Source organism: Bradyrhizobium sp. Gha, from assembly GCF_900113735.1.
Lineage (GTDB): Bacteria > Pseudomonadota > Alphaproteobacteria > Rhizobiales > Xanthobacteraceae > Bradyrhizobium.
The window spans coordinates 45,508-62,547 of record NZ_FOQM01000026.1 but is presented as its reverse complement, the minus strand read 5'-3'; the positions used below and the strand labels follow the sequence as shown (position 1 = coordinate 62,547).

Here is a 17,040-nt window from a genome sequence, read left to right as displayed (position 1 = left end):
GATGACGACGGGCGGCCACGGAACTGATGGTGTCGAGCGGCGCGGATTGATGTTCGTGCTGTCCTCGCCGTCAGGCGCGGGCAAGACGACGCTGTCGCGTTTGTTGATCGAGCGCATGCCGGGCTTGAGAATGTCGGTCTCCGCGACCACCCGCGCAATGCGGCCAGGCGAGGTCAACGGCACGGATTATTCATTCGTCGACAAGGCCACCTTCGAGGCGATGGTGAAGGCCGGCGAACTGCTGGAATGGGCCACCGTGTTCGACAACAGCTACGGAACGCCGCGCGGCCCGGTCGAAGCGGCGCTGTCGGCCGGGCAGGATGTGCTGTTCGACATCGACTGGCAGGGCACGCAGCAGCTGCGCGAGAAGGCGCGTGCGGATGTCGTCAGCGTGTTCATCCTGCCGCCGTCGGCCAGCGATCTCGAGAAGCGCTTGCATTCACGCGCGCAGGATTCCGACGAGGTGATCCGCAAGCGCATGAGCCGCGCCAGCCACGAGATGAGCCACTGGGCCGAGTACGACTACATCGTGATCAACCACGACATCGACGAGGCCTTCGCCGAGGTGCAGTCGATCCTGAAGGCCGAACGCCTCAAGCGCGAGCGGCGGACGGGCCTCGTCGGCTTCGTGCGTGGTCTGCAAGCTCAGCTTCAGGGCTAGGCTGCGACAGCCGCGGGCCTTCGTTCAGCAGCCGTTCCAGCATCGTCGTGATCACGTCGACATCGGCGTCCTGGATTCTCGTATCCTCGGCACGATCGGCCGGCGCTTCGTCGTGGGGTGCGTTGGCCGCGAGCCGCGGCGCTGACGGCTCGATCTCGAATTCTCCGTTGAAGATATTGGCCTCGTCCAGCTCTGCGGCCGCGTTGCGGGCTGGCGGTACGCGCGCGTCGATCACATCGATTTCGCGATCGATCGCTTCGAGCTGCGCGCCTTGCCGGCGTGCGGCATCGAAATCGACCGGGCGCGGCTGCCGCGCGTGCGGCACCGCGGCCGGCATCGCGGCGAGCCAGGGCGCATGGCCGTCGTCGCGAGCCTGCGGCTCGAAATTGTCCCAGTTGACGCGGCGATGGTTGGCGGCCTGGCGGCGGCTGCGCCCGCTGGCGAAGCGATAGATGATGCTGGCGAGGATGCCGGCAAGCGCCAGCGCGCCGCCGATCGCGAGCAGCAGCATCTGGAGGGAGCCGGTCGGCTTGTCGGCGGCGCTGTCGGCCGCGGCCAGAGCAATCGCAGACTTCGCCGGCTTCACGCTCGGCTGCGCGGCGACCGCGACCGGGGCGGGCGACGGCTCCGCCGCGGGCGCGGCGGACGCCGTGGAGGCGTCGGGCCAGCGTCCGGCGAGGGCGGGCTGCTGCGCGTTGGCGTCAGCGGAGGGAGATGCCGCTTGTTGCGTCGGCGCCGGTTGTGTCTGAGCCGGTGCGCTTGGCGTGCTCGGCGCAGGAGCGTTGTGCGCCGTCACATATTCAGCGCGCGCGTCCTGCACCGCGTGCTGCTGCGGCGCGGCTGACTCTGCTACCGGCTTTTCGGGCTTTTCGGGCGCAGGCGCAGCCTGTGCAGTTTGTGTGACCTTGCCGCCTTCGGCACGCAGATACCAGCATTGCCGCTTGGTCGCGCGCTCGAGCCGATAGTGCCAGTGCTGTCCCTGCGGCGCGACGCCTTTGGGCGACGCCAGGCAGTCGCCCGCGGCATTCGCGCTGCTTGTGGCAGGGGGCGCGCTGGGCGCGTCCTGGGAGACAGCGGCCAATGGTACGCCCGCGACGATGCTGCCAATCAGCGCGGATATGAACTTTGCGGTGCGGTTGCCCATTCTGGTCTCCCGGTTACGCATGACGCAACTCGTTACGGGCGCTTTCTCGACAAAGAGTTAGGTGGCAATGAGCCCCAAATCCGGAGAGGATGTGGCTTGAATCGGGCCTGCGACGTGTTCGTTCCATCCGAATTAAGTCATTTCGGGGGCGTTTGGTGGTTCGCGGTTCCACAAACTGGCCAGTTTCGGATCGCGGTGAGCAGCAGACAGGCGCCGCCGGCTGTGATCGACAGAAAGCGGATCGCAATTGCGATGGCCCTGGCGAAAATGCGGGCTCATTCATGCGGGATGATAATCGTGCGGGCCGCCCGGCGCTTCGCCGCGGTCAAGCGGCGGGCGAAGACGTCACTTGGTGGCGCAGCAATCGACCAACAGGCGCCAGATGCGCTGGATCTCGACTGACCTCTGCAGCTCGAGCACGTGGTTCTCGCTGGAATGAAGAGATGCTGCTTCGGAATGTTGTTCGCGCGGTGCGATCCAGCGCTCTGAGATCGGGTCGTACCACTTGCTCGGCGTCACCACGTTCGTATCTCCTCTTCATCCCCCTGGTTTCTGCGCCTATCCCATGCGCCGGTTGCTGGTGTTCTGGGTGAGATTGCCGTGAGCTGCCTGCTCACGGATGTTCTGCTTCTCGTCGTCGCGATGGCCCTTGGTGGTGTCGACGGGAGCGTCCGGCGCGCTGCCGGCGCCTTTGTGGCTCTGGTTCTCGTCGGGAACGGGCTGGACCGTTTTTGTCTTCGTCATGCGCTCGGACTCCGTCGTTGCGTTTGACAAGAGGCCAACGCACTCGGGGCGCGGGACGTTCCTAAGCCTGGATCCGAAGTGATGGGGCCGGCGTTGGTGCTGCAATAGGTTTTCTCCGCCTGAGGACGAACTCTCCCGGATGCGGAGCCCGTGGGCTGCCGACTCGGCGCGCTTTGCGGTACTTTCCGATCACGGCGTCCAGCAGCGGCGGTCATCCGCGGAACTATGCAGCCTTCCTCAAGTCACACCGCAAGCCGCGGGGCGAGGGCATGGGCTGACGCCGCTAGCCGAGGCGCGCTTCGCGTGCGGCAGGCTCGCGGTTCAAGTAGCGATAGGTGTCGATCGCCCTGTTGGCGAGCATCAGTGGACGGCGCTCACCGGTCTTCAGCTGCGCTTCGATCGCGTCGAGAATGACGTTTGCCGAGATGTCAGGCGGGCCAAGCTCGCCGCTCTTCTCGAGGAAGCTCCAGGCGATGAAGAATGCGCTCTCGACCGTGCAACGAATGGACATGCGCTGCCAACGCCGCGCGGCGGCAGGCGTTCCGTGAGCGGCGGCTAGATATGCATCTCGCCGCCGGCTGAAACTCAGTTCTTCAGCACGATACGGCCGACCACCTTGCCGGCGCGAAGTTCGTCGATCCACTTCTGCACGTCGGCCATCGGCTCTTCGCGCATCGGCGTCGGCTTGATCTTGCCGGCGCGGGCAAGCGCCATCAGCTCGTGAGCCTCCGCGAGCGTGCCGACCATGAAGCCTTCAACGGTGAGACGCTTGTAGACCCATTGCACCATCGGCAGCGTGAACTGGCCGCCCATCAGGCCGGAGACGACGACCTTGCCGCCGCGCGCGGCGACCGCGACCGCAAACGCCATCGACTTCTCGTTGCCGGCGAAGTCGACGACCTCGTCGAAGCCGCCGTCGGTCTCCTTGAGGATGCGCTTGATCACATCGGGCTCGGACGGATCGTAGGCATTGGCTGCGCCGTTCTCGAGCGCCGTCTCGCGCGCGGCCGGCGAGAGATCGGCCACCGTGATCGGCTGCTTGAACATGGCTTGCGCGAACGACAGGCCCATCATGCCGACGCCACCCAGACCAATCAGCAACAGGTTGCGCTGGCGCGGACGGTCGACCAGGCGCTTGAGTGCGCCATAGGCGGTGACGCCGGAGCACATCAACGTCGCCGCCTGGTTGACGGGCAGGGGATCATAGTCGAGTAGATATTTCGCGTCGGGCACGAGCACATGGGTGGCGAAGCCGCCATCGATGGAGACGCCCAGGAAGCGCTGTTTCGCGCACAGATTCTCGTCGCCGTTCTTGCAGTCGCGGCACTGGCCGCAGCCGATCCACGGAAACACCGCCTTCTTCGTACCGACGAGACCCGCCGGCACGTCGGGGCCGACTTCGTCGACAATGCCGGCGATCTCGTGGCCGAGGGTGAACGGCAGCGTCATGCCACGGGTGGTATCGAGCTTCTTGCCGCCGCCAAGGTCGGCATAGCCGTCCTGGATGTGCAAGTCGGAATGACAGAGGCCGCAGCGCTCGATGCGCACCAGAACCTCGGCGCCTTGCGGTTTTGGTGTGTCGACGATGGTCTCGCACAGCGGCGCATCGAACTTGACCAGCGATTGACGACGCATCAACGCCATTTTCTTTCCTCCGGAATATGGATTATTGCGCTTCGCCGCGTATATCCGCCAATTCACGCGCCATGGCAACAAAGCCCGAGATCGGAACAGTCTCGGCGCGCCGCGTCGCATCGACGCCGGCGGCCTGCGCAAGTCGCGCCGGATCGACACCCAACGATTTCAGGCTCTGGCGCAGCATCTTGCGGCGCTGCCCGAAGGCTGCGGCCGCGACCTGTTCGAGCAGCTTGCGATCGCAGGGCAACGGCTCCGCGCGCGGCGTGAGGCGAACGACGGACGAGGTGACTTTCGGTGGCGGCACGAAAGCGGATGGCGAAATGTCGAACAGGATCCTCGTCTCTGCGCGCCAGTTGGCGAGCACGCCGAGCCGGCCATAGGCCTCCGCGTCCTCGTGCGCGACGATGCGCTCTGCGACCTCGCGCTGAAACATCAGCACCATCATGTCGTACCAGGGCGGCCAGGGCTCGATGGTGAGCCAGTTGATCAGGAGCTGGGTCGCGATGTTGTAGGGCAGATTGGCGACGATCTTGGCGCGCTCGCCGCTAAGCAGCGGCCGCGGATCGAAGGTCATGGCGTCGCCATGCACGATCTCGAGCCTGTCAGGATAGCGCGCGGAAATATCCTCAAGCGCCGGGATCGCGCGTTCGTCGTGCTCGATCGCAATCACGCGTCTGGCGCCGAGCGCAAGCAGCGCGCGCGTCAGCCCGCCGGGACCGGGGCCGATCTCGACGATGGTGGAGTCTTCGAGAGGCGCGGCCGCGCGCGCGATGCGCGCGGTGAGATTGAGGTCGAGCAGAAAATTCTGGCCCAACGATTTGCGGGCCGACAGCGCATGCTGGCGAATGACCTCGCGAAGCGGCGGCAGGTCGTCGATCGCGCTCATCAGCTGTTTGCGGCCGCCATGCGGCTCGCGAGCGTGAGTGCCGCAATCAGGCTCGCCGGATTGGCTTTGCCGGTACCGGCGGTGTCGAAGGCGGCGCCGTGATCGGGCGAGGTGCGGATGAAGGGCAGGCCGAGCGTGAGGTTGACGGAGTCGTCGAACGCCACGGTCTTGATCGGGATCAGCGCCTGGTCGGGAGCCCCCATCAGCGGTTGCGATACTCGATCATCGCGGCTTTGCGGAGCTCGTCGAGATAGGCCTTCTGCGTCTTCTCGTACTTCTCCGCATACATCTTCTGTTGAATCTCGCGCTTCTTCGGCGTGTCGATCGTGGTCGGCTTGCGCGAGCACAGCGCCACCATCTCGATGCCCGACCTGGTCACCTCGGGGGCGGTCATATGGCCGATCGGCGTATCGTCGAGCACCTTGCGCAGCGCCTCGGGCAGGTCCGCGGTCGTCTTGGTCACGGTCTCGCGGATGGTGGCGTTCGGCGTCGAGCGGAACAGCGAATTGGCTTCCTCGCAGCTTCCGACGCGCGCGCGGTATTGCTCGGCTTCCTTCATCCGCGTCTCCTGGAAAGCCGCAGTCGAGCCGCGCGGCACGATCAGCACGACCGGCTGCATCTTGTATTCGGTGCCCTCGACCTGGAGCTTCTCGTCACCGCTTTCCCGCACCTTGTCGGCGACGTCCTTTTCGCCGACCATCAGCTTCTCCTTGAACCGGCCGCGCACGAGGCTGGTCCAGACCATCTCTGACTTCATGCGGTTCTTGAGGGTGTCGGGACGCACGCCCTTGACCTCGAGCGACTTGGAGAGCTGATCGGGCGTGATGCGCATGCGCTGCGCCATGCCCTCGAAGGACTGGTTGACGTCGGCGACGGTGGGATCGACGCCGTATTTCTTGCCTTCCTTGATCTTGATCTTGTCGTCGATCAACGTGTTGATGACGTCTTGCCGGCTCGGTGTCTTCTGCGTCGTCAGCTGGTCGAGCTTGGAGCGCTGCTCGATGTCGAAGTCGGTGATGGGATCGCCGTTGACCATGACGACGATGTTCTGCGCCCGTGCCGGCGCGCCGGCTAAAACCAGTACGGAGGCCAGCACGAGGAGAAGGCGGAAGACAGGCAATCGGATCGTCATGGTTGTCGCTCGCATATCAGCCTGGATGATCCTGCGATTGGGAACAGGCAACCGGCACATTCAGACCGATCACTGGAGGCCGCCGCCGGGACTGCTGGTGGTCGACGAGGTCGCGATCGTGCGCAGGCCGATCTGGAACATGAACGCGTGGTTCAGCACCGGCGGCGCCGAGCCCGCAGAATAGCTATACGAGGTTACATAGTTGACGCCGAGCACAAAGCAATCGTCGACATAGCCCGCGCCGAGCACATATTGGTTGATCTTGTTGGCCTCGAGATCCCAGCGAGCCGAGCCCGTCACCACCCAGTTGGTCGCGACCTTGATCGAGCCCGAGGTCAGGATGCCCTCGCGGCGCGTCAAATAGCCGAGCTCCGGCTGCGGCGCGTAATTGCCGTACATCATGCTGACCGACCAACGATTGAAGTTGGCGCGGCCTTCCGCCTCGAATCGCTGGATGTTCCAGGTCTGCTCGTCCATGCGGGAGCGGACACTGAATGTGTAGGTGCTGTTGGGCGAGTAAGCGGCGCTCGCGACATAGTCGGAGCGCGGCTTGTCCAGGCCGGAATCCAGGCCCGTGTTGATGGTGTCCTGGACCGCGTAGGAGTTCATCCCGAACAGCTGGTAGGACTGGCCGAACAGCACCTTGACGGCGCCGCCTCTGTCGAACTGCGTGGTCGCCTGCACGCCGACATTGGCGCGGCCACCGCCCTCGACGCGGTCATAGCCGGAGAACTTGTCGACGTTGAACAGGTTCGAGGTGTCGAACACCATGCTCTGCGCATCCTCGTTCGGAAGCTTGCCGGCATAGGACTCGTTCGGGCGGATGATGACCTGCGCGATCGGCTCGATCGTGGTCGAGCCCCAGGGTTGGACGTTGATGAAGGGATAGCGGTACTCGAGGCCGACGGTCGGCATCAGGCGGAACGCCTGGGTGTCGCCGACGGGGAGGTAGTTCGACACGCCCGGCTGGTTGGAAATGTCAGCGTTGATCGCGTCGGCGCGCAGGATCGCGAACGGTGTCCAGATCTCGCCGAACGGATCGGTGTAGGACTTGCGCCACTGCGCCTCCGCGGTCAGGCGGGTGTAGGTGCCGGGGACACCGCGCAGAAGACATCCATTCGGCATGCTGCGTGCGGCGGGGTCGGCCGAGGCGATCGCGCAGAGGCCTGAGGTGTTGGCCGTCGTCGTGATCGGATCGAACGCCGCGTCGTTACGCGTCAGGTTGACGAAGTTCGTCTTGTAGCTGAACTCGCCGCCGAAGACCGGATAGTTCAGCACGTTCGAGTAGTCGATGACGGGATAGACGACCGGGACCTGCTGCTGGTTGCCCGAGTAGCTCAGCCAGTACATCGTGCGCGCGTCGAAGAAGCTGCGATTGCCGACCCCGGTCAGATAGAGCTGCGACAGCGCATCGGTCGGCAGATACAGGAACGAGCCCAGCGGATCGCGGTACTGCGACAACCGATAGTCCGAGAAGAAGTAGTAGTCGGACATCAGGACGCCGTCCCAACCCCAGACCCATTTGTCATTCAGCGCAAACTGACCCTTGGTGTCGATGGCACCGCGGAACTGACGGTCGCCGGGTTGACCGGCGAGCGCGCCTGGGTCGAGCTGGTCGATGCCGTAGACGCGAACCTGGTAGGCGCCGTCCAACAGGCGCTGGCGGAACTCGGCCTGGAACAGCACGCCTTGCCGGGACGTGATGCGCGGGTTGAAGGTTGCGTCCATGTCGGGCGCGATCGCCCAATAGAACGGGACCTCGACGCCGTAGCCGAACGGCGTGTTCGAGGTGAAGCCCGGCATCAGGAAGCCGGTCTTGCGCTTCACCGTCGGGTCGGGCGTCGAGAAATAGGGCATGTAGGCGAGCGGCACGCCGTAGAATTCCAGCTGCGCCGTCTCGAAATACAACATCTTCTCCTGCTGGTCGTGGATGATGCGGGCACCCTTGACCTGCCAGAGCGGGGGCTTCTTCGGATCGTCCTTACAGGGCGCGCAGGCCGTGTAGACGCCGTTCTCGAACACCGTGTAATTGCCGGAGGAGCGGTCGGCGCGGGTCGCGGCCATGCGGGTCTGGTCGGCGGTGTCCACGCGCAGCGAATCGACGAAACCATCGCGGTAATCGTCAGAGAGATCCATGATCTCGGCATAGGTGATCTTGCCGTCGGCATCCGTCATGCGGATGTTGCCCTCGGCATGCAGCCGCTTGGTCTTCTGGTCGTAGATGACCCGGTCAGCCTCGACGCTGGTGCCGTTGTAGAACAGCTGAACGTTGCCGACCGCGGAGACGCGCGAATTGTTGTAGTCGTAGTCGACCTCGGTCGCCTGCACGAGCATTTGCCCGTCATTTGCGGCCTTCGGCGGCTTCGGACGTGGCGGCAGCGGATTGTAGGTGAAGCTCTGGGCGCTGGCAGGCGCCACGGCGGCAACATCCATCAGCGCGCCGAGCGATGTCACGGCGGCGACGGCCATCAGCAGCCCGCGAATGGACAAGCGGACCCCGTTCGCGCGCACTGCGGTGCGCCGCGTCAAACGAGAAACAGGTCCTCGATGGACGGCAGTCACTAACCGTCCTCCTGGTACAGCAAGGCCAAAAAGCCGGTGAGGCCGCCCACCACTACGGGCAACCACGCCGCAGCGATCGGATGCATCAACTCAGCCTTGCTCAAGTCTTCAGTCACTTTCGACAGAACGTAGAGCAGAAAGCCTGCGCCCACGCCACTCAAAACCATCTTCTGTACGCCACCCATCCGGAAGAAGCGCAACGACACGGAGGCCGCGAGCATCACCATGGCGGCGAGCAAAAACGGCTGTGCCAGTAGCTTGTGATACTGGAGTCGATATCCGGCTGTCGCGAACCCTGAGCTCTCGGATGAACTGATGTAGCTCGGTAGTTGCCAAAAGGACACAGTCTCGGGTGTGGAAAAGCTGTTGCGGACCTGCGCCTCGGTCAACGTCGTCGGAATCTCCAGGCTGGCCTGGTCGACCGGCGGGGAGCCCAGCGAAAAACGGCGCACGCCCTTGAACAGCCAGTGACCGGTCTCCAGCGTCGCCTCGCGTGCCTCGATCCGCTCCTTGAAGTGCTGCTCCGTGTCAAACCGGAACAGCGTGAGTCCAGTCAGGCGGACGCCCTGTTGCTCGCTGCGCGCCGCATTGATGATGGTCTGGCCGTCGCTGGTCACCTGGTTGAGCCAGAAGCCGGAGGCGTCCTGGATGCCGCCGCCGGGCGCCGAGCCGAACAGCTCGGCTTCCATGCGCTTGGAGATCTCACGCAGATTCGCCGAGGTCGGATTGTAGGCGACGGTGGCGAGCACGCCGATCACGAGCGCGCTGCCGAGCGCGGGCGCGATAATTTGCCAGGCTGAGATGCCGGCGGCGCGCGCGACCACGAGCTCGAGGCGGCGGGACAGGTCGAGATAGCAGATCATGGCGCCGATCAGCATGCAGAACGGTGTCAGCTTCTCCAGCAGCTGCGGCACCCGGAACAGCGAAGTCTCGGCCACCATGATCGCGGAGGCAGAGGCGAGCCCTGAGGTCTTGCGCACCATCTCGATGTAGTCGACCAGCACCAGCAGCAGGAAAATGCTCGCGAACACGCCGAGCGCCGCGACGACGAAGCGGCCGGCGAAATAGCGCCCGAGTGTATTGGTGAGCATGCTCATGCGGTGGCCGGCCGTCCGAACAGCCGCGCGATGCGCGCGTTCGACCTGTTGATGGCTTCCATGAGCCCGGGCGGCGGCTCGACCACGATGCCGCCGATGATCATCCACATGCCGACGCCGATCGCGCCGAAAACCATCGCGTATTGGGCCAGCACCGGGGCCGGCGATTTGACAGCCATCACCGAGCAGGCGAAGCCGGCCATGCGCAGGCCGAACACGGCGAGGATCGAGGAGCCGATCGAGAAATTGCGGCTCTGACGCGTGGTGCGCGGCGCGCCGAGGAAGGCGAAGGTCAGCGCCGCAAACGCGAACGGGTAGATCGGGGCCAGCAGGCTGTCATGCAGCGCCGAACGGAACTGCCCGGGTATCTGCTGGTAGACCGGATCGTCCTCGGACGGCGAGAACAGCTCCCAGAGATATCGCTCGCGAATGCCGAGGGCGACGTCATGGCCCTGGTTGCCGAACTTCGACATGTCGAATCCGTAGCGGCCGAAGGCCACCAGCGCGGGGTCGCGCTTGCCGACTTCGAAACGCTGGAGATTGCCGTCCTTCAGCACCAGAAACGATCCGTTCTCGTTCTTCACGACCTCGCCGTGCTCGGCGACGATCGAGACGCGCTCATTCGGATCGCGGCGATCGTCGATGAAGATGCCGGCGAGGATGCCGCCGGGCAGCCGCTCACGAATCCGGATCGTGAGGTTCTTGTCGAGCTGGGCGAAGCGTCCCGGCTGCAGGACGTTGGTGAGCACATCGGCGGTGATCTCCGCGTCCCATTGCTTGATCCGCCGCATGCCGTCGGGAGCGAGGTAGGCCGCGATGAAGGCGACCAGCAGCGCCACGACGCAGGTTGCACAGAAGAACGGATAGAACAGCCGGAACGGCGACAGGCCGGCGGCATTCATCACGATGATTTCGGAGTCGGTCGCGAGCTTGTTCAGCGTGTGCGAGATCGCGATCATCAGCGCGATCGGCGAGATGATCAGCACGAGCGCCGGAATCACGAGGCTGGTGATGCCGAGGAAGGTCAAGATGGTCTGACCCTGGCTCGTCATCAGGTCGATGCCGCGCAATGCCTGCGTAATCCAGATCACGCCGGTGAGGCTGACCAAGACGAGCGCAAACGACGCCAGCGTCGTGCGGAAAATATACCTGTCGATCGACCCCATGCGCTACCGCACGAACCCACCAAAGCCCCAACGTGCACCGGAACTCCAGCTGTCCGACCAATCCCTGACAGGGATCCCCAAGGTCGGCCAACCACCGTCCGGCCGCTTACTCTCACTACCATCCCTTTGATCCGTCAACAAAATGGCTGACACGTGGCACCGTCAATATATGGTTAATAATTCCTTCGATGTGGATTCCCGGCCACGGGCGGTGCTTGGCATCGACCCGGCTTCTCGCCCATAGTGGGACAACCACAAGTGAATCGCCGTTCAGGTTCCGCCTTTGGCCGACCGGTGATCGGCAAAAGCTGCACGTTTTTGAGGAGTTACCCATGTCCGATGCCGTCAAGGTCGGCTTTGTCCCGTTGGCTTCCGCCGCCCGTGGCATCCTGGTCGTGTTCTGTGACGAGGCTCTGAAGGTCGGGCCGGCGACGGCCAAGGCGCTTGGCGGCGCGAACGAACTCATGAAGAGGGCGGCGTCGGCCGCATCTTTCAAAGGCAAAAGCGGCGTAGCGCTGGACATTCTGGCCCCCGAAGGCTTGAAGGCCGAGCGCCTCATCGTGATCGGGACCGGGAAGCCTTCAGGCCTCAAAACTAACGATTTCCTCAAATTCGGCGGCATGGCGGCCAGCAAGCTGAAGGCGGGCTCCGCGACCATGACCATCATGGCCGAGCTTCCTGACGGCGCCATGAGCTGCGAGCAGGCGGTCGCGATTGCCTCGGGCCTTCGCTTGCGCGCCTACAAGTTCGACCGCTACAAGACCAGGAAGAAGGACGGCGAGGAGGGCGCTTTGCGCGCCGAAGTCTCGCTCGCGGTGGGCGATGCGGCTGCGGCCAAGAAGGCTTTTGCGTCGGCCGGTGCGGTCGTCGACGGCGTCATCATCGCGCGCGATCTCGTCAACGAGCCGCCGAACGTGCTCTTCCCCGAGGAATTCGCGCGCCGCGCCAGTCTGCTGCGCAAGCTCGGCGTCAGAATCGAGGTGCTCGACGTCAAGGCGATGCAGAAACTCGGCATGGGCGCGCTGCTCGGCGTCGGCCAGGGCTCTGCACGGCCGAGCCGCACCGTGATCATGCGCTGGGACGGCGGCAGGAAAGGCGAGGCCCCTGTGGCTTTCGTCGGCAAGGGCGTCTGCTTCGACACGGGCGGCATCTCGATCAAGCCGGCCGGCAGCATGGAGGACATGAAGGGCGACATGGGCGGTGCGGCCTGTGTCGTCGGCCTGATGCACGCACTCGCGGCGCGCAAGGCCAAGGTCAATGTGGTAGGCGCCATCGGCCTCGTCGAGAACATGCCCGATGGCAACGCGCAGCGGCCCGGCGACATCGTCACCTCGATGTCGGGACAGACCATCGAGATCATCAACACCGACGCGGAAGGCCGGCTCGTGCTGGCCGACGTGCTCTGGTACGTGGCCAAGAAGACCAAGCCGAAATTCATGGTGGATCTGGCGACGCTGACCGGCGCGATCGTGGTCGCGCTCGGCACCGATCATGCCGGCATGTTCTCCAACAATGACGAGCTTGCCGAGCGGCTGCACGCGGCCGGCATCGAGAGCGGAGAGAAGGTCTGGCGCCTGCCGCTCGGCCCCGAATACGACAAGCTGATCGATTCCCAGTTCGCAGACATGAAGAACACCGGTGGCCGCCACGGCGGCTCGATCACCGCGGCGCAATTCCTGCAGCGCTTCGTCGACGGCACGCCCTGGGCGCATCTCGACATCGCCGGCACCGCGATGGGCGCTCCCAAGACCGACATCAACCAGAGCTGGGGGTCCGGCTACGGCGTCCGGCTGCTCGATCGTCTGGTGGCAGATCACTACGAGCGCAAATGACGTGAGATGACTGAAGTTTTGTTCTACCATCTGCAAAACATGACGGTTGAGAACGTGTTGCCGCCGCTTCTCGAGAAATCGCTCGAGCGCGGCTGGCGCGTCGTGGTGCAGTCGACGTCACCGGAGCGCGCCGATGCGCTCGACGCTCATCTGTGGACCTATCGCGACGATTCCTTTTTGCCGCACGCGACATGGCGCGTGAACGATGTGGCCGAGCAGCCGATCGTGCTGGCGGTCGAGGCGGACAACCCGAACGGCGCCAACGTTCGTTTCCTGGTCGACAACGCCGCGTTGCCCGAGGACGCGGACCGCTACGAGCGCATGGTGCTGCTGTTCGACGGCGATGATCCGGACGCGCTTGCTGCCGCCCGCAGCACCTGGACGGATTGCAAGACGCGGGGATTTGAGGTCACCTATTGGCAGGCTGACGAACGGGGCCGGTGGCAGCGGCGGAATTAGCGGCCGCTCGCAATTAATGATAATTTGGACTTTCTCGGGCAGATTGGTTTCGGCCACCTTCGTGCCGCAAAGTGATGTTGGTACAATCGCTTAGGGCTGCTCCTTCATGCGGGGACTTTAGTTTATCGTGCGACATCAAAAGCTTCCAAAGTCGCTCATCGTTGCGCTGACCGCTGTCGCGCCGCTGATCGCGGGCTGCTCGGGCGGAACCGATTTTCTGGCGTCTGCCAAAGACGCGGAGTGGTTCAACAAGCCGAGCCGCCTGTTCATCAAGAACATCTCGATCGAGTCGCCGCCGCTGACGCCCGACAAGCCGGTGGGGGCTGAGGATCTCGTCAGCGCCGACGGTGCATGCCCGGGCATGGCACCGTCGCCTGGTCCCGCCGATGCCAATGCGTCGACGGCGCCGGCGCCCGTGGGCGGCACGGTCGCGCTCGGCCACACCGAATGCGACGTGGTGCGCGGCATCGGCGCGCCCTCGAACGTCAACCTCTCCAGCGACGGCGCCGGCCGGCGCGTCGCGGTAGTCACCTGGACCACGGGTCCGCGCGCGGGCATCTACACCTTCACTTCGGGGCGCCTCTCCGCGATCGAGGGCACGCCGGAGCCGCCGGTCGTTGCGAAGCCGGTGAAGCCGAAGGCCAAGAAGAAGAAGGCGGCGACGTAAGCGCCGCGCGCCGTCTCGCATGCGGCATATCAGGCTTTCGCGTGAATCTGGTTTTCCTGCCCACCACGCCGTCGGATGCGGATGTCCTGGTCGCCATTCGCATAGCGGCAATGCACGAGAGCCTGGAGCGCGCTGGACGTTTTGATCCTCGGCGCGCGCGGGATCGCTTCTTGACGTCCTTTGATCCGGCGTTCTGTCGCTTCATCGAGGCCGGTGGTGTCAGAGTGGGCTTTGTCTCGCTTCGTCCGCAGCAGGATCCCTGGCTGCTGGACCATTTGTACATCGTGCCCGAGCATCAGGGAAAAGGCATCGGAGCAGCGGTGCTTCGGCAGATCTTCGCGGATGCCGATGCGCACCGCGTCTCCATCCGGGTGGGTGCGTTACGTGGCAGCGAGTCGAACCGGTTCTATCAGCGACACGGCTTCAGGCAGACGGACGAAGCCGAGTGGGACATCTACTACTTGCGCCCACCAAGCGTCCGGCCGGGTTAGCTTTCCAAACCTTCGTCCGGTTTGCGCGCTCGCCTTGATCCGGCGTCAAGTGGCGTCGACCTGCGCGCTCGCCTCGCGCCATTGCTCCTCCGCACGTGCCAGCGCGTCGGCGGCATTGGCGCCGGCCTTCGACAGTTGCGCGGCCTGTTTCGGATCGCGCGTAAAGACGTCGGCAGGGCGAGCGCGGCGTCGATCTTGGCGATGATCTCGGTGACGCGGGCGATCTCAGCGTCGGCTTTCCGCGATGCGCTTCTTCAGCGAGCCGCGATTATCTGATTTTACACGCTGCGGCTTTTCGATTTGAGCACTGCGCTCGCGCGCGGGCGCTTCCGCATTGCCGATGCGGATATTTCCGATCGACGCTCCGCCTGCAGACGCATTCGCACGGGATCGACCGCGCTTGATCTGGATCATGGAGCTCGTGCGGCAGCCGGTGCAGGCTGCGACGGCTCCCCGAGAGAAGGGGCTGCCGCCGTGGCAGAAATTTCAGAGGATCATCCAGGGGATCATCGACGTGAGCAACCTCGAAAAGATTGAACGCGATCCGAATTACCAGGAGCTGGTGCGCCGACGTTCGTCGCTGGGCTGGCTGCTCTCGGCGGTTATGCTTGTCGTCTATTTCGGCTTCATCCTGCTGGTGGCCTACGCCCCCAAGTTTCTGGGAATACCGCTGGGTGGCGGCGTGACGACGATCGGTATTCCGATCGGATTGACCGTCATCGTGCTCGCCTTCGTGCTGACGGGTATCTACGTCCGTCAGGCCAATTCCAGCTACGACGTACTCATCCGCAAAATTGTCGAGGAGAACCGCTCGTGAAGAGATTCGCCTTTCTATCGGTAATTCTGCTCGCAAGCGTGCCCACCATCGCGCTCGCGGCCGGCGCTGTCGAGGGCGGCTCGAAGCAGGCGATCAACTGGTCGGCGATCGGCATGTTCGTCGGGTTCGTCGGCCTGACGCTCGTCATCACCTATTGGGCTGCCAAACGGACCGCGTCGGCGGCAGATTTCTACTCGGCCGGCGGCGGCATCACGGGATTCCAGAACGGACTTGCGATCGCGGGCGACTACATGTCGGCGGCGTCGTTCCTCGGCATCTCAGGTCTCGTCTACACCTCGGGCTACGACGGTCTGATCTACTCGGTCGGCTGGCTCGTGGGATGGCCGATCGTGACCTTTCTGATCGCGGAGCAATTGCGCAATCTCGGAAAATTCACCTTTGCCGACGTTACGTCGTTTCGGCTCGGGCAGACCGAGATCCGGATCCTGGCGGCATGCGGCTCGCTGGTGACCGTTGCATTCTACCTGATCGCGCAGATGGTCGGGGCCGGCAAGCTGATCCAGCTGTTGTTCGGTCTCGATTACTGGATCGCAGTCGTCCTGGTTGGCGGCCTGATGATGATCTACGTGACGTTCGGTGGAATGAAAGCGACGACGTGGGTGCAGATCATCAAGGCGGTGCTGTTGCTCTCGGGTGCGACGTTCATGGCCGGAGCCGTCCTCTACAAGTTCGGGTTCAGCCCGGAAGCCCTGTTCACCAAGGCAACCGAAGTGCATCCCAAGAAGCTCGCGATCATGGAGCCCGGCACTCTGATCTCCAACCCGCTTTCGGCTATCTCGCTCGGCTTGGCGCTGATGTTCGGAACGGCGGGCCTGCCGCACATCCTGATGCGCTTCTTCACCGTGAAGGACGCCCAGGCTGCCCGCAAGTCGGTGTTCTACGCCACCGGTTTCATCGGCTACTTCTATATCCTGACCTTCATCATCGGCTTTGGCGCGATCACACTGGTCTCGACCGACGCGATGTTCCTGGACGGCAGCATCCTGGAGAAGACCAAGAGCGGAATCGCTGCGATCAAGGGCGGCTCCAACATGGCGGCGATTCACCTCGCGAATGCGGTCGGCGGCAATCTGTTCCTTGGCTTCATTTCGGCTGTCGCCTTCGCCACGATCCTCGCCGTCGTCTCGGGGCTGGCTCTGGCGGGAGCCTCATCCATCAGCCACGATCTCTACGGTATGGTGATCAAGGGCGGGAACGCGAATGAGCAGGACGAGATCCGCGTGTCGAAGATTGCGACACTGGTGCTCGGCGTGCTCGCGATCTTCCTCGGCATCGTGTTCGAGAACCAGAACGTCGCCTTCATGGTCGGCCTTGCCTTCGCTATCGCGGCCTCCTGCAATTTCCCGGTGCTGGTGATGTCGATCTTCTGGAAGGGCCTGACGACGCGGGGAGCCGTGGTCGGCGGCTTCCTGGGCCTGGTCAGCGCGGTCGTCGGCGTGGTGCTCTCGCCAGCCGTCTGGGAAGTGACGCTCGGCTTCGCAAAGGGCTCGGCTCCGATCAAGCTGGACAATCCGGCGCTGTTCTCGATGGCCATCGCCTTTGCGGGGATCTGGCTGGTCTCCATTCTGGATCGCAGCAAGCGGGCGGCGGTCGATCGCTATGGTTATGAAGCGCAATATGTCCGGTCCCAGACCGGCATCGGAGCTGCATCGGCGACCGCTCACTGAACGAGGGTCCGGGGACTTCGGCACCGGCCGGGTCAGTTGGCCCCGCCGGTGCGACT

17 protein-coding genes and 2 pseudogenes are annotated in these 17,040 nt (G+C 64.1%); 7 read left to right on the top strand and 12 right to left on the bottom strand.

All coding sequences use genetic code 11. From position 1 onward, the window contains the following. Position 1 precedes the first annotated feature (1 nt). Entirely contained in the window at positions 2-661 is a 660-nt protein-coding gene (gene gmk / locus BM222_RS26800) for a guanylate kinase (protein ID WP_092234613.1), read from the top strand. Here the strand turns inward: gmk and BM222_RS26795 are convergent. From BM222_RS26795 to lptF, 11 genes and pseudogenes are all read right to left on the bottom strand, one after another. Next, positions 594-1,805 carry a hypothetical protein gene (locus BM222_RS26795; protein ID WP_092234610.1) on the bottom strand — a complete coding sequence of 404 codons (1,212 nt, stop codon included), beginning with the start codon at positions 1,803-1,805 and terminating at the stop codon, positions 594-596. The two genes, gmk and BM222_RS26795, sit on opposite strands and share 68 nt — an antisense overlap. A 345-nt stretch (positions 1,806-2,150) precedes the next feature. Then, a complete protein-coding gene (locus BM222_RS41330) occupies positions 2,151-2,327 on the bottom strand; it encodes a hypothetical protein (protein WP_177243485.1) in 177 nt (58 codons plus the stop codon). Positions 2,328-2,363: 36 nt separating this feature from the next. Continuing rightward, complete coding sequence (locus tag BM222_RS26790) at positions 2,364-2,549, bottom strand: hypothetical protein (RefSeq protein ID WP_092234607.1); 186 nt, start codon at positions 2,547-2,549, stop codon at positions 2,364-2,366. Between the two features lie 283 nt (positions 2,550-2,832). Then, positions 2,833-3,060 carry a hypothetical protein gene (locus tag BM222_RS26785; protein WP_092234604.1) on the bottom strand — a complete coding sequence of 76 codons (228 nt, stop codon included), beginning with the start codon at positions 3,058-3,060 and terminating at the stop codon, positions 2,833-2,835. Between the two features lie 74 nt (positions 3,061-3,134). Next, on the bottom strand, positions 3,135-4,193 hold the full coding sequence (locus tag BM222_RS26780; protein ID WP_092234601.1) for an alcohol dehydrogenase: 1,059 nt from the start codon (positions 4,191-4,193) through the stop codon (positions 3,135-3,137). A 22-nt stretch (positions 4,194-4,215) separates the two neighbouring features. Beyond that, positions 4,216-5,073 (bottom strand): 16S rRNA (adenine(1518)-N(6)/adenine(1519)-N(6))-dimethyltransferase RsmA, encoded by an 858-nt coding sequence (gene rsmA, locus BM222_RS26775; protein ID WP_092234598.1) that lies wholly within the window; start codon positions 5,071-5,073, stop codon positions 4,216-4,218. Continuing rightward, positions 5,073-5,336: pseudogene (locus BM222_RS26770) on the bottom strand (4-hydroxythreonine-4-phosphate dehydrogenase PdxA); the annotation flags it as partial. The gene rsmA and the pseudogene BM222_RS26770, both read right to left, overlap by 1 nt. Beyond that, on the bottom strand, positions 5,276-6,205 hold the full coding sequence (locus BM222_RS26765) for a SurA N-terminal domain-containing protein (RefSeq protein WP_177243484.1): 930 nt from the start codon (positions 6,203-6,205) through the stop codon (positions 5,276-5,278). The pseudogene BM222_RS26770 and the gene BM222_RS26765, both read right to left, overlap by 61 nt. 69 nt (positions 6,206-6,274) lie before the next feature. Beyond that, entirely contained in the window at positions 6,275-8,767 is a 2,493-nt protein-coding gene (locus tag BM222_RS26760; protein WP_177243483.1) for an LPS-assembly protein LptD, read from the bottom strand. Next, positions 8,767-9,864: an LPS export ABC transporter permease LptG gene (gene lptG / locus BM222_RS26755; protein WP_092234589.1), complete on the bottom strand. Its 1,098-nt coding sequence runs from the start codon at positions 9,862-9,864 to the stop codon at positions 8,767-8,769. Before lptG ends, BM222_RS26760 begins: the two co-directional genes overlap by 1 nt. Beyond that, positions 9,861-11,030: an LPS export ABC transporter permease LptF gene (gene lptF / locus BM222_RS26750; RefSeq protein WP_092234586.1), complete on the bottom strand. Its 1,170-nt coding sequence runs from the start codon at positions 11,028-11,030 to the stop codon at positions 9,861-9,863. The genes lptG and lptF overlap by 4 nt, the downstream gene beginning before the upstream one ends. Before the next feature lie 332 nt (positions 11,031-11,362). Between lptF and BM222_RS26745 the strand changes: the two genes are divergently transcribed. The 4 genes from BM222_RS26745 (at position 11,363) to BM222_RS26730 (ending at position 14,479) form a co-directional block, all read left to right on the top strand. After that, the gene (locus BM222_RS26745) at positions 11,363-12,862 is read left to right on the top strand and encodes a leucyl aminopeptidase (RefSeq protein ID WP_092234583.1); all 1,500 of its coding nucleotides are present in this window, start codon (positions 11,363-11,365) and stop codon (positions 12,860-12,862) included. Positions 12,863-12,868: 6 nt separating this feature from the next. Further along, positions 12,869-13,321 carry a DNA polymerase III subunit chi gene (locus BM222_RS26740; RefSeq protein ID WP_092234580.1) on the top strand — a complete coding sequence of 151 codons (453 nt, stop codon included), beginning with the start codon at positions 12,869-12,871 and terminating at the stop codon, positions 13,319-13,321. A gap of 166 nt (positions 13,322-13,487) precedes the next feature. Beyond that, a complete protein-coding gene (locus tag BM222_RS26735) occupies positions 13,488-13,988 on the top strand; it encodes a hypothetical protein (protein ID WP_177243491.1) in 501 nt (166 codons plus the stop codon). Positions 13,989-14,029: 41 nt separating this feature from the next. Further along, complete coding sequence (locus BM222_RS26730; RefSeq protein WP_244547261.1) at positions 14,030-14,479, top strand: GNAT family N-acetyltransferase; 450 nt, start codon at positions 14,030-14,032, stop codon at positions 14,477-14,479. Positions 14,480-14,524: 45 nt separating this feature from the next. Here the strand turns inward: BM222_RS26730 and BM222_RS40275 are convergent. Further along, positions 14,525-14,815 (bottom strand): annotated as a pseudogene (locus BM222_RS40275) (ABC transporter ATP-binding protein); the annotation flags it as partial. 178 nt (positions 14,816-14,993) lie between these two features. Here BM222_RS40275 and BM222_RS26720 point away from each other — a divergent pair. Both BM222_RS26720 and BM222_RS26715 read left to right on the top strand, forming a co-directional pair. Then, entirely contained in the window at positions 14,994-15,296 is a 303-nt protein-coding gene (locus tag BM222_RS26720) for a DUF485 domain-containing protein (protein ID WP_092234738.1), read from the top strand. After that, positions 15,293-16,984, top strand: a complete 1,692-nt coding sequence (locus tag BM222_RS26715; RefSeq protein WP_092234571.1) for a cation acetate symporter — start codon at positions 15,293-15,295, stop codon at positions 16,982-16,984. The genes BM222_RS26720 and BM222_RS26715 overlap by 4 nt, the downstream gene beginning before the upstream one ends. Positions 16,985-17,040: the final 56 nt, after the last annotated feature.

What these genes read in the sequence shown, in the direction of transcription:
- lptF (WP_092234586.1), bottom strand. Translation starts at nt 11,030, where the DNA reads ATGGGGTCGATCGACAGGTATATTTTCCGCACGACGCTGGCGTCGTTT.
- BM222_RS26790 (WP_092234607.1), bottom strand. Translation starts at nt 2,549, where the DNA reads ATGACGAAGACAAAAACGGTCCAGCCCGTTCCCGACGAGAACCAGAGC.
- BM222_RS26745 (WP_092234583.1), top strand. Translation starts at nt 11,363, where the DNA reads ATGTCCGATGCCGTCAAGGTCGGCTTTGTCCCGTTGGCTTCCGCCGCC.
- BM222_RS26765 (WP_177243484.1), bottom strand. Translation starts at nt 6,205, where the DNA reads ATGACGATCCGATTGCCTGTCTTCCGCCTTCTCCTCGTGCTGGCCTCC.
- BM222_RS26740 (WP_092234580.1), top strand. Translation starts at nt 12,869, where the DNA reads ATGACTGAAGTTTTGTTCTACCATCTGCAAAACATGACGGTTGAGAAC.
- BM222_RS26780 (WP_092234601.1), bottom strand. Translation starts at nt 4,193, where the DNA reads ATGGCGTTGATGCGTCGTCAATCGCTGGTCAAGTTCGATGCGCCGCTG.
- rsmA (WP_092234598.1), bottom strand. Translation starts at nt 5,073, where the DNA reads ATGAGCGCGATCGACGACCTGCCGCCGCTTCGCGAGGTCATTCGCCAG.
- lptG (WP_092234589.1), bottom strand. Translation starts at nt 9,864, where the DNA reads ATGAGCATGCTCACCAATACACTCGGGCGCTATTTCGCCGGCCGCTTC.
- BM222_RS26795 (WP_092234610.1), bottom strand. Translation starts at nt 1,805, where the DNA reads ATGGGCAACCGCACCGCAAAGTTCATATCCGCGCTGATTGGCAGCATC.
- gmk (WP_092234613.1), top strand. Translation starts at nt 2, where the DNA reads ATGACGACGGGCGGCCACGGAACTGATGGTGTCGAGCGGCGCGGATTG.
- BM222_RS26785 (WP_092234604.1), bottom strand. Translation starts at nt 3,060, where the DNA reads ATGTCCATTCGTTGCACGGTCGAGAGCGCATTCTTCATCGCCTGGAGC.